Below are 12,285 nucleotides of genomic sequence, written 5' to 3'. Positions count from 1 at the left end.
TCAGATTCTAGTGTAATTCATAGGTCTTGCCCATCTCGGCAATCGTGCAGCTCCAGCCCAAGGTGTCAGTTATCTTTAGCCGAAGTGCTTCCAGCGCCTGGGCTTCCCCATGATTTAGGTATACCTGCAAGGGGGCGTCTTTCAAATGGCTAATCCACCAGAGCAATTCGGACTGGTCACCGTGCGCTGAAAGTGAGGAGATCTGCTGGATCTCGGCTCGCACCGGATAATAATTGCCTTGCATTTTAATTTCAGTAGCACCGCTCAGCAACAGGCTACCACGAGTGCCGGGCGCCTGGTAACCCACTAATAGCACGGTATTTTTAGCATCATCCAGCAGTCGCTGCAGGTAGTACAGTACCCGCCCACCGGTTACCATCCCACTGCCGGCAATGACGATCTTTGGCCCTGGCTTGTCGAGTACACGCAGCGTTTGCTCAAAGTCACGGATCACGTGTACATTGTGCATCATGGTGCGGCACTCCGCATCACTCAGACTGTGCCAATCGCGGTGGTGTAGGTATAGCTCCGTCACATCAATTCCCATCGGCGTGTCGAGGTAGATAGGTATAGGCGGTATGCTGCGGTCTTCTCGTAGTGTGTTCAGTATAAGAAGTAGTTCCTGTGCCCGCTCCACGGCAAAGCTTGGGATTACCAGCACGCCACCTTTCTCAATGGTATGGTTCACGTAGGCCTGCAGCTCCTCGTAAGCCGAAGCCTGCTCGTGCAGCCTGTCGCCATAGGTTGATTCCAGCACGAGGTAATCCGCCTCCCGGATAATGGTGGGTGGGTCCATCAGGAGCGGCTGACGTCTGCCAATATCACCCGAAAAAACGATTTTGCGTCCTTTACACTTGAGTTCTATAAAGGCAGAACCCAGTATATGCCCGCTTTTCCGGAAACAGAACTTGAAGTCTTCGTTGATAATAACCCACTCATTGTCATCGTGAGTTTCGAAGAGTGGCATCGTAACGTCTACATCCTCGGAGGTATACAGGGGCTTGGCGGGAAGATGTTTTGAATAACCTCTCCGGTTGGCTTCCGCAGCGTCCTCTTCCTGTATCTTGGCACTGTCGCGGAGTATTATTTCTGTTACGTCACGGGTGGGAGTGGTGGCATAAATGGGGCCACTGTAACCGTTTTTTGTCAGTACAGGCAGATAGCCGCAATGGTCCAGGTGACCGTGTGTCAGAATGATGGCATCCAACTCTTCCACATTCAACTGCAGTTCCTGCCAGTTGAGCAGGCGCAATTGTTTGAGCCCCTGAAACAGACCGCAGTCAATTAACACCTGGTGTCTATCTGTTTTAAGTAGCATTTTAGAACCGGTAACCGTACCTGCGCCGCCCAGGAAGGTCAGTGTGAAAGGAGGGATTTCGTGTAGCATCTGTTTTGATTTTACGGTGAGGCAAGGTATATAAACCTTTACTGCTGAATAATGACAAATGTCTCTTTTGATAATTTACGGTAGGTTTTTTTACAGGTATGGCTGTATGTCATAACATTAAAATAAAGCCCTTGGTCTGGTTGCTACACTGGTTTTAGCGTATCTTCGCACCATGAAAAAGATTTCCGTATGGCTGGTTTGCCTGCTCTGGCATGGACTGGCATTCGCACAAGTAGACACGGTGCAGCGTGTCATCCATGACAGGTATAACAGCCCGGCGCAACAGGAAAAACCTTACGTCATTCTGATTTCGGCCGACGGTTTTAGGTATGATTATGCAGATAAGTTTGACGCCAGGTTCCTGAAGGCGAAGCGTTCAGAAGGAGTGGAGGCGGCTTCCATGCTGCCGGCTTTTCCTTCCAAAACTTTCCCGAACCATTATTCTATTGTGACAGGGCTATACCCGGCCAGCCACGGACTGATCAACAATTACTTCTACGATCCGCAGCGCAAGGAGCACTACAGCATGCGTGACCGCAGCAAAGTGGAAGATGGCAGCTGGTATGGGGGGACACCACTTTGGGTACTGGCAGAACAGCAGCAAATGGTCGCGGCCAGTTTTTTTTGGGTAGGTTCTGAGGCGCCGGTGCAAGGTATACTGCCTACCTATCATTACCAGTACAGTGAGGTGATGCCCATCGAGCGACGCATCCAGACAGTAGTGGACTGGCTAAGTTTGCCTGCTGAAAAGCGTCCGCACCTGATCACGTTTTACCTGCCGGAGGTAGACCATGCCGGTCACCGCTATGGTCCTGATGCACCTCAGACAAAAGAGGCTGTACTGGAGCTGGACAAACACATGCAGAGGCTGACCGAGGCGGTAGCCAAAACGGGTCTGCCGGTGAATTACGTGTTTGTGTCAGACCATGGCATGCTCGAAGTGGATACCCAAAATACGCTACCTATGCCAGCAGTTATTGACACAGCGAAGTTTATGGTGTCAGGTGGTGGCATGGTGGTGGAGTTGCATGCCAAGGATAAGAAAGCAGTGAAGCCAACTTATCGGAAGCTGAAGAAAGAGGCAAAGGAGTATCAGGTATACAAAAGATCGAACATGCCAAAACACCTGCACTATGGAGCAAAGGATGACAAATATGGCCGTGTAGGCGATATCCTACTATTGACAGATGCTCCGAAGGTGTTCCACTTTTCATCCCGTCCGCCACACCCTGGCCAGCATGGTTATGATGCTACCAAAGTGAAAGAAATGCACGCTACATTTTATGCCTGGGGTCCCGCTTTCAAGCAAGGCGTTAAAGTAGATACTTTCGAGAATGTGGATGTATACCCGCTTATAGCTGAAATATTGGGATTGCCCTACCATCATAAAATTGACGGCAGCAGACATTTGGTTGAGAAAGTACTGCAATAAGAATAAGTCATGTCTGACTTAAAAATTAAAGCCCGCTCCAGTTCTCTGGAGCGGGCTTTAATTTAAATATAGCGACTTAATTACCTGCAGGCAGGTAAATCTGCAGGCCAAGACTAATGGAGAGACCAGTAGCAGATCCTCCAAAGTCTACGTTAGCATTGCTGCGGACAAGGTTAAGCATACCTTCTAGCGCTACGTTTCTTGCTACAAAGTACGCATAGCCACCGCTAATACCATATACGCGTGAAAAAACGGAATCTCCATCACTGTCCTCTTCAGAACTGCCTGCTATACCTACAATGGCTTCACCAAAAAATCTGCCGGTAGGAGAGGCTCCCTCAGGGAAATAGTAGCGAACAAATGGCGTCACACCATATCGGAACGATTCGCCACCACTATAGATAGACAAACCTAACTGCGCCTGAGCACCAATCACTGCATTGTCACTGATAAAATAGCCTGCTCTAGGAGTTACATCCAGGCTGAAGGTTTTGGACTTGAAGTTGTGACCAACATTGGCAACACTGGCGCCAACAAGCCAATTTCCCTGTTGTATAGCATCACTAGCTACCGGAGCTGATGTTTGAGGCCGGGGAAGGTCTTCAACATCCTGCGCAAAGACATTAGTTGAGAAAAAAATAATCAAAGCTGATAGTAAATAAATTCGTTTCATAGTAGTAGTCTTTAAAAGTTCGTGACTAATTGTACTTAATTCATTGTAATAATCCTTTAATTATAAACGAAGGGAGACCTCTTTTGTTTAGAATAGGTATTTCTTGGGATGTAGAAGCCTGTTTTCGATCAACGGATCGATTAAAGTAATTGCACAAAACTTACAGCTGAGATTGGTGAACAGAAGTAAGTTTTGAGTTAACATGCCATGCTTGCTGGCTAATGCAGCCAGGCACTGCTGTATGGTGTCATCTTGCGAAATCTTGCTTATGCCTTAGATTATCGTTGCCTACATAAATGCGTGCATACAGGTCACTTCTTTCTAAAAGAATTATGACATAATGATTTCTTGCAGCGCTCTACTCCGGTCGTAATAAAGGGCAGGAAATGTGAAGCGCCAACAGATGATTGGAATGCGGGATAGATGGAGAAAACGGGGTATACTTATCCGCAGTTTAGGCTGAGCACACCCGAACAATCAGCATTTGCTATTCGGGTGAATAGTCGCTTAGCAGGCCTTCATAGATCCAGTTGGCAAGGGCCTGGCGGTTATCCGGAATTACAAAACGTCGTTGATCCTTTACGTTACGGATGTTACCGAGCTCAATAAATACGGTTGGTGGATGACTGTATTTAATCACGTACAGGCTACTGCGCTGTGTCACATTGCCGGAGTAGTCGCGGTTGGGCTGGTAGCGTCTGTATTTGTTCGTGAAAGTCTGGTGAATGTTCTTAGCCAGCTGCTCCCCATCCTTGCTGTTTTCGTGATGGTAGAAGAATACATCAATGTTCTGGCTTTCGCTGCGGCTATCGACGTGAATGGCCAGCATGCGCTGGTAGGCACCCTTGTGTTTCAGGTATAAGCTGTTTACCGCATTGGTTCGCTGACGCAGTCGCGCACTGTGGTTGAGCGGGATTGGTTTGTTTGGGTAAACCACTTCATTCCGGTCCATTTTCAGGATTCCCTCATCACGTATGCCGTTGTCCGGGTCCTGCACGATCATATACACCGTGGCACCATGCTCCATCAGTACCCGCGCCAGGCGTATGGTTACGTCATAGGCATATTCATCTTCCGCGAGATCATGGCTGCCATACTTGCCCACCGCACCCGGATCAGGTCCACCATGGCCGGAGCTGAGGTAATACACCGCTCCCTGTAGCTTGCTCGACTTTACTTCCACACGGGAATACTTCTCCCCGAACAAAGGCATTTCAATCACCCGGGCAGCTACCTTAGCTGGGGCGGCACTTACGTCGCTTCGTGTTTTACTGGTTTCAGTGGCGACACGTGTATTGTCGCTGGCCACGGTGTTGTTTTCGGCTGAAGTAGCGCCCTCAGGCAAGGTGTACTCTTTGCCGGCAATCAGGCCGTTGTCTTTGCCAAATCGCTCCTTATTCATCTCCACAAACTTCTGAAGATGCTCGGAAGGATTGAGCCCGTGGCGACGCAATAAGGTATAGATTCCGTCGCCGGGCATCGCTACTACCTGCAGGTTAGAGCTTTGACCGAAAACGGCTAAAGAGGATAATAATAATAGAAGGGTGATAATAGAGGTACGCAATGCAATCAAATTTATCGGCATGTGTTAAGAATCCGATATTACTAAAAATGTATGAAGTATAAAAGTCCCGTTTCAAGATCAACGCATAATATCGGAGGCTCTATATACGGGACTTCGTATTTTTTACTTCATTATTTTTGATACATTTTAAATGCGAACCCGCACATCTCTACTTCACACGGTAACTCTTGAGTTCATAGCGGCGCATCAACTTGTCGGAGTCGGCATAGTACCAGTCCGTTCGGATCATTCCGATTTCAGGCGTTACGTATTCTTTGACCCAGGTCGTGCTCAGCGAAGAGGATGCTTTTTGGGAAGTCTGTCTTTCAAAACTGAACTCAAGAGCCTGGCCCGCATGCGGTGAATCCGGTACAGCTACAAGGCCTGATGATCTTCTGTGGTAGATCCACAAGGTATAATTCGGGTACTCGTATCCATAAGCGATGCCCGACATCTCGGGGCTAGGGTAAGTAATATACTGTTCTTTGGCGTCCTTTCTATAGTACACGTATCCATCCCTGTCATTCCGTACGATCGAGCCATTACTCAAAATATACCACGTGGTTTTGCTGATCAGGGTATCTTTCACTACCTGCCGTCTGAACGAACTGGTGGTGAGAACATCGCCATCAGTATTGTAATCTATCACATCATATACCCATTCATTGCCGACCTGCAATGGCATGATGATTTCCACCGGTTCAATTTCTTCTTCTTTATCACAGGAAGAGAAGCAAAGTGACAGGCACAAAAGGGTGATGGCTCTGAATAAAGGCTGCTGTTTCATAGGATTATGGGCTTTCTTATAGTTGTAAGATGCTAATAATCAATGAGACGTTGCATGCTTTGCTTAAATAATATTATAAAAGTCAGATATTATTTCTCTTCCATGCCTAATTGCCATAGTAAGGGCTTTGCTGGTCTTTCTAAAGTCCTTTTTTCCTGCTGACAGAATTTTCTTTATTTGAATGGTAGCGCAAGTTTTGGGGTAAAATAAAAGAGCGCGACAAACACTGAGATCTATCTTTCAGCCTCTGTCAGAATTCGTTTCAGGTCAGTGAGAATGCTGCCTACGTCCCGCTGCATCTCAGGGGATTTTATGTCTTTCAGGTACTCCAGGCAACGGTCCTGCTCCAGGCGGGCCTGCCGCATCAGTTTCTTTAGCTGCACGATGTTTTCTTCCGATGAATCAACCACGCTTTGTCCAAATGCGGTGATGCAGCTGGCGGTGACCTCCATGGCGAGCTGCAACTGCTCTTTTCCTGCAAATGCCGACCGGAAGGGTTTAACTTTCTGCAAATCGGCCAGACTTCTGCGGATACCTCTGATCTGGATGGTAATGCTTTCAAGGTTGTTTATATGCACAGCCAGGCGGTTCAGCGCCATACGCTTGTGCGTGAGCAGTAAGTTGTACTTCAGGCTTTGCTCGGCCAGGTCAAGCGCTTTCCGGCTGTCAGCTGACTCTCTGATAAGGGCGTCGACTTCAGCGCGCCCAAACTGCATGCGCTTGCTGGATGAGTCGATTAGTTTGCTAAGCCTCACCAGCGTATCAGCTGACAGCCTGCTATACCTGACCACGCTTCTCTCTACATCCGGAATAGCATTCTGCGGCACAATCAGGGCATTGATGATAACAGCTATACCTGAGCCTAGCACCGTCTCAGCAATCCGTTCGAAAGCATAACCTTCTTCGGTATGTCCGAAAGCCAAAACCAGTAGCGAACTGATGGCTACCTGTGAAATGATCTGCGGGTTCATGCGCAGAGCTTTTGAGATGCCCATACCCAGCATGATGACCAGGAAGATAGAGAAAGTGTTGATGCTCAGCCAATGCCCAAGCAACATGCTCAGCAAGACGCCACCAATAATGCCCACTATACGCTGCGTCGCTTTATTCACAGAGTCTAGTACTGTCACCTGTACCGTAATGATGGCGGCAATAGGCGCAAAGTAAGGGTATCCGGACTGCAGCAGGGTAGAGGCGATGAACCAGGAAAGCGAAGCAGCAAAGGCCGTTTTCACAATCTGCAGGGTCAGGCCTACTCGCTCAAATATATCGATGATGTGGTTCACAAAGGATTACTACTGTAACTGCTGCAATTGGTTAGCTATGATTAGACAAAAAGGACACTTTCATCAGTGACAACTGACATTCAAGGGATTAATTTTAAATTAAAGTTTAAATATATAGCACTTAAACATTGTTATGGTATAAATTTTGTGTCCTGCCTAAGTCAAATGGCCTTCGAAGCGCCCGTGATTTTATTTCTAACTGTAAAACAAACATGATGAAAAACTACTTCCTGATTGCGGTTCTGTTGTTCCTTTTTTCCTGTAAAGAGAAAGGAGATGTTGTCCTTCCTGCAATTGAATTTGAGCTGATCGACAAATTTGGTCATAATGCTGAAATATTCGCTGTAAAAGAAATGGTCAGGGTTGAGGCGGTTGGTGAAGCGGATAGTTACTTCTGGGAATTTGGAGATGGCGAAACGTCCAGAGAGATGAAACCCGCTCACACTTACAAAGAGATGGGGACTTACACCATCAGGTTGACAACTAAAAACGGAGATGCAGTGCGCACTGTCAGAAAAGTGATCAAGGTGGGTACCTATTATGCCGATGAAGTTCAGCTGATCAACTATGCCGACAGCTTCTGGGTAGACGGGACCAGCACAGATGCACAATCTGTAAAAGAAACAACCGATATGTACCTGTCTGTCAGTAAACGTTACTATTCCGATGAGGAAGATCCACTGCTGTTTACGAGTGAAATTTTTAAGGATGTAGATAAAGAGAAACTGCCGCTGAGAATCAAAATTCCTGATTTGCGGATGGATACAGAGCAGTTAAATCATCGATTTGATTTCTACGCGAAGAGTGACAATGAAGAGGAAGGTATAGTTGCCTCTAATTATTACGTAACGGCTTCCACATCCTACTTTACGCCCGAGAAAAACGAAGGATACGTTGTAGTAGGCCGCGGCAACACTCCAGGAGATGGATTTGAAATAAGGGTCATCTACAAGAGAAAATTACTTAATTAATCCCCTTTTGACTTAACCGTCCCAGGTCTTTAGAATAAGACCTGGGACGGTTTTTCATTTTAAGCCCCTGTTTAAGAGAAACCTCGACTTCTCAAAATTAGCGCGCACAGATGCCCCGGTATGGACAATACTGGCAGATCTCCAACTCTTTTGTTTTCCGGATAACTTCGTTCGGGTCAAGCAGTTCCTGTACGAAGCGGGTGAGCAGTTTTTCAGAAGAAGTGATAAAGTCCTCTCCGGTCGCCTGCTCAAATGGGAAGTCGGCTGTCAGTACGCCAGCATCGAGATTGCGGAACGACAGTATACCTGATTTTGGCACAATGCGTACCGGGTCTAAGTGACCTGCATTGCGGAGCAATAGTTCCGGTTTCTGCTCCAGGTTACGCTGCAGGATGTACTCGTAAAGCCACAGCTGTCGTGCCTTATCGTACTTGGGCGATGTGATAAAGTGCAGGTCTACATCATCCGGCTTCACGTTTACCTGGTTGCGTTCTACTTTGCCGGTTTTATAGTCGATCACGCGGAGTTCTGCTCCCTTCAGGTCGATGCGGTCGGCTTTGCCAGCCACTTTCACAGGTATAAGTTCATCACCCACCTGTACCTGCAGCGTTGTTTCCAGTTGCTCTTCGAGGCGCAGCACATAAAGCGGCAATTCATCATCAGACTTCAGCAAACTCTCCAGATACTTCTCCAGCACCTGCACAGCTACTTTGAAGAGCAGGAAGTTCATGCCGCGCTCAGGCGTAGCGCCTCGAGTCACTTTCTTAAATTCGGCTTCCACCTTAGCTGGCAGGTCTTTGAGCATCTGTTCTACATGCGGCTTCTCGATTGGCTGGCCATTCTGCTCAAAAGGCCGGAAGAAATCCTCCAACACTTGGTGCACGATAGTACCAAACTGGTCCGCGCCGAGCTGTTCTTCCACTTCGTCAATCTCCCTGATTTTGGCGATGCGGCTGAAATAGTATTGCAGCGAACAGTTGATATACATGTTCAGGTGTGAAGGGTATAGCCCGCGCTTCAGTTCTTGCCGCAGCTGCTCTAATGTCTGGGCATCTTTGTGGATGACAATATCCTCGTCGTACTTTTTCTGATCACGCAGCTCCACCGTCGCGGTCAGGTCGCGGAATTTTATCTTAGGGTTGCGCAACGCCAGGTCGTTCTGTAGCTGAAGTATGAAACGGCTCTTTTCACCGGAGCCATAGGTGTCGGATGGCAGCACGTAGAGTAGGTTCACAGTTTTGGCACGTTGCAGCAGACGGTAAAAGTTATAGGCCATAGCCCCCTCGGTTTCAGCATAAGTAGGCAAACCAAACTGCTTGAGCACATCAAATGGCATCAGCGACTCGTGACGTTTTGGAGCTGGCAGTGTGTTCTCATTCACTGACAGGATGATCAGGTTCTCAAAATCGAGCGCACGAGTCTCCAGCATACCCATAATCTGCAGATCAGAGATAGGCTCACCGCTGAAAGGAAGCCGTTGCCGGGCGATCAATTCGTTGAGGAACTTACGGAAACTGCGCACCGATATCTTCTGCTCGCGGCAGTCAAAGATCGTATCGAGCCGCTTGACAATGGTATAGAAGATGTAGAGGTACTCGGTTTCGATGGTGCTGGGCTGGTGACTGTACATTTTATGCAGCAGGTCGATCAGCCTGTAAAGCGAGGCAATGATGTCGTCGCAGTCACGCCAGGATGTAAACAACACTTCGAAGAGCGGCTCATGCTTGCCCATCTTCAGCAGGTCATTTGCCGTAATCAGTACGCGGTTATCCTGCACAATCTGGTCTAGCACATGCTGCACAAATCCGTGGAGTTCCGGCTTTTCGGGCTGCTCATTTATATATAGCTCATACCTGCGGATGAAAGGGTGGGAGAGCAGCTTGGTCACCGTGAGGTGGTGGTACTGGTATACCTTGTAACCAGACTCCTGTAGCTGTGTCACGCCAGTCAGGTGCACGTCGAACAGCAGGTCGATTAGGTTATAAAGTGGCGTGCCTTTAAAACTGAGACCCATGGTCACGTTATAATTCGGCACCTCGTTGGGTATAGAGTGCAGCACGGGAAGCAGGAGTGTTTCATCGGGCATTACCACCGCCACCTGCGCATGCTTGTCACGTGAGCGGATTTCCTGGATCAGCTGCCCGGCCAGTTTGCCCTGCATACTGGCATTGGCCACTCCTATTACATTGATCTCCTTCTCGTCCGTGAGCAAAAGGTTTTGCTGCCAGCGCCATTCCGGCAAATTCCAGGTACTCTTATACCTGCGCAGGAAGCTGCCCGCACGGTTAGGCGTACCCTCCTCCATGTAGAAGTCGTCGGAGTCAAACAATACCTCCGCCTTGTTGTGCTTGAGCAGCGTGCGGATGATCTTCTCCTCAGAATTAGTCAGGGCATTCAAGCCAATGAAAAGGTATTGGGCGCATTCAGGCGACTTAGCCAGTTGCTCGATATTATCAGAAACAATCTTAAAAGCCATACCTGTATAAGCCTGCTTGCGCTCCTCCAGGTGGTTTTTCAGGTTGTGGTAGGTCTTCTCAATGTTGTCCCAGAGGCTGAAATATTTCTTAACTGCAGGAGTCAGGTCTTTGCCGAGGCGCTCCGGGTCCCAACGCTCCAGTGCCTTGGCCTCGCTCACATAATCGAAGAGTTTGCCAGTGTCCACCAGGTTTTGGTCAATGCGGCTAAAGTCGTCGAGCAGTGTGCCTCCCCAGGTGATGAACTGATCGAAATCGAGGTTAGGGTCCTGCTCGCGCATCAGGTCGTAAAGCTCCAGCTGCAGGTTAATCGGCTCCAGCACATCCACTTTGGCCAGCTTGGTAATGAAATCCTCCATACCAGACACCTCCGGAGACCAGATGGGCTCGGGTGCAGCCTGTGCCAGGGCATTCTTAAAAAAGAAACTCGCACGTCGTGACGGCAGCACGATGCACAGCTCGCTGATGTTCTCTTTATACTTTTCGTAAACGTACTTTGCCGCTAACTCTAGGAAGGTCTGCACTTTTTTGTTGAGTGATTGAGTGGATGAGTGAATTAATGAATTGGGAATTTGTAGGATGGTTAAGCTGCTGAATTGTTAAATTATTAATTGCACGATTCGGACAATTAGAGACCTTTCACTACAACTTTCTGGCTTCTTAACTTTCTAAATTTTAACTCAGAACGTTTCCTTTTTCATCCATCTTCATGAAGGGATTGTAGGCGATCTCCCAGAGATTATCATCGGGGTCGGCGACGTAGCTGCTGTAGCCACCCCAGAATACTTTCTCCGGTTGCTTGAGTACGCGAACGCCTTTGCCTGCAAGTTCTGCGACCAGGTCATCCACCTCTTTTTCGGAGCTCACATTGTAGGCCAGCGAAAAGCTTTTAAAGCCCTTGCCATCAGCCTCCAGACCGGCATCATCTGCCAGCGACTCTTGTGGGAATAGAGCCAGCTGCAGGCCATTCAGCTGAAAGAAAATGATGCTCTCTGTGCTGCTCTCGAGCGGCTGCCAGCCAAATATGTTCTGGTAAAATTCTCTGGAGCGCTGCAGATTCCTGACGCCTAATGTAATGAGTGTAATTCTCTGTTCCATAATTTCCCTCTTTTCTCTTAATATCTCTCTCAAAGCTAAACCGCTATATTATCTTTTACCTGGCTCCTTCATAAGCCTCCCTCAGCCAACCGATTAGCTCTGCGTCAACATCCTCTGTCTGCTCCAGTCGCACGCGATGCGAGCACATGGCATTGAAGCTACCAGAGTTTTCCAGTCTGCCTTCCGCTTCTCTGCCTTTCAGGTTAATACCAACGTCCAGCCTGGTTTTGGTAGAGGGCTGGATCAGGGCAAACTGCTTTTTACTACGCACACTCACATAAGCATTTTTAGGAGCCAGTTCTACATCATTTCCAAACTGCTTCAACTGGGCAACAAGTGCTTCATAAATGGGCAGGAGCTGCTCTTTTCCTTTGTATTGCTTTTCGATCAGGTCTTCCGGCTTCTCAGCTGATCCGGCATCCGTTCCTTTAGCTTTGAGTGTTACCATGTTGGCAAAACCATGGGTAAAGCCGTGATCATTTTTTAGAAACTTCACAATCTCACCGTGCTTTTGCAAACCGCTACTCTGTACAATCTGAGTCCACTCTTCAAGCGACTTACCTGTGTTCTTTTCCAGGTTGTCGATCATGGTTTGTGCTGCTTTGTCCATGTT

Annotated in this window: 10 protein-coding genes; 2 read left to right on the top strand and 8 right to left on the bottom strand. The window is 48.1% G+C overall.

Features of this window, described 5'->3' with window-relative positions; genetic code table 11:
* Positions 1–7: 7 nt before the first annotated feature.
* A complete protein-coding gene (locus tag Q1A54_RS06910) occupies positions 8–1,387 on the bottom strand; it encodes an MBL fold metallo-hydrolase (protein WP_299986170.1) in 1,380 nt (459 codons plus the stop codon).
* 172 nt (positions 1,388–1,559) lie between these two features.
* On the opposite strand from Q1A54_RS06910, the gene Q1A54_RS06905 reads away from it, so the two are divergent.
* A complete protein-coding gene (locus Q1A54_RS06905) occupies positions 1,560–2,819 on the top strand; it encodes an ectonucleotide pyrophosphatase/phosphodiesterase (RefSeq protein WP_299986168.1) in 1,260 nt (419 codons plus the stop codon).
* A gap of 76 nt (positions 2,820–2,895) precedes the next feature.
* On the opposite strand, the gene Q1A54_RS06900 is transcribed toward Q1A54_RS06905, so the two are convergent.
* The 4 genes from Q1A54_RS06900 to Q1A54_RS06885 all read right to left on the bottom strand — a co-directional run bounded on the left by Q1A54_RS06900 (position 2,896) and on the right by Q1A54_RS06885 (position 7,129).
* Entirely contained in the window at positions 2,896–3,492 is a 597-nt protein-coding gene (locus Q1A54_RS06900; protein WP_196114941.1) for a hypothetical protein, read from the bottom strand.
* A gap of 487 nt (positions 3,493–3,979) precedes the next feature.
* A complete protein-coding gene (locus Q1A54_RS06895; protein WP_299986165.1) occupies positions 3,980–5,077 on the bottom strand; it encodes an N-acetylmuramoyl-L-alanine amidase in 1,098 nt (365 codons plus the stop codon).
* A 148-nt stretch (positions 5,078–5,225) separates the two neighbouring features.
* The gene (locus Q1A54_RS06890; protein ID WP_299986163.1) at positions 5,226–5,843 is read right to left on the bottom strand and encodes a hypothetical protein; all 618 of its coding nucleotides are present in this window, start codon (positions 5,841–5,843) and stop codon (positions 5,226–5,228) included.
* 233 nt (positions 5,844–6,076) lie between these two features.
* Positions 6,077–7,129, bottom strand: coding sequence for an aromatic acid exporter family protein (locus Q1A54_RS06885; RefSeq protein WP_299986161.1), 1,053 nt, complete (start codon positions 7,127–7,129; stop codon positions 6,077–6,079).
* A gap of 212 nt (positions 7,130–7,341) precedes the next feature.
* On the opposite strand from Q1A54_RS06885, the gene Q1A54_RS06880 reads away from it, so the two are divergent.
* Entirely contained in the window at positions 7,342–8,100 is a 759-nt protein-coding gene (locus Q1A54_RS06880) for a PKD domain-containing protein (RefSeq protein ID WP_299986159.1), read from the top strand.
* 97 nt (positions 8,101–8,197) lie between these two features.
* Here Q1A54_RS06880 and Q1A54_RS06875 read toward each other — a convergent pair whose 3' ends face one another.
* The 3 genes from Q1A54_RS06875 to Q1A54_RS06865 form a co-directional block, all read right to left on the bottom strand.
* Positions 8,198–11,098: a PD-(D/E)XK nuclease family protein gene (locus Q1A54_RS06875; protein ID WP_299986157.1), complete on the bottom strand. Its 2,901-nt coding sequence runs from the start codon at positions 11,096–11,098 to the stop codon at positions 8,198–8,200.
* Between the two features lie 151 nt (positions 11,099–11,249).
* Positions 11,250–11,672, bottom strand: coding sequence for a VOC family protein (locus Q1A54_RS06870; protein WP_299986155.1), 423 nt, complete (start codon positions 11,670–11,672; stop codon positions 11,250–11,252).
* Between the two features lie 55 nt (positions 11,673–11,727).
* Complete coding sequence (locus Q1A54_RS06865; protein WP_299986153.1) at positions 11,728–12,282, bottom strand: DUF4287 domain-containing protein; 555 nt, start codon at positions 12,280–12,282, stop codon at positions 11,728–11,730.
* Positions 12,283–12,285: the final 3 nt, after the last annotated feature.

The sequence above is a fragment of the uncultured Pontibacter sp. genome (genome assembly GCF_947502515.1).
GTDB lineage: Bacteria > Bacteroidota > Bacteroidia > Cytophagales > Hymenobacteraceae > Pontibacter.
This window is presented reverse-complemented; position numbering and strand designations above follow the sequence as displayed.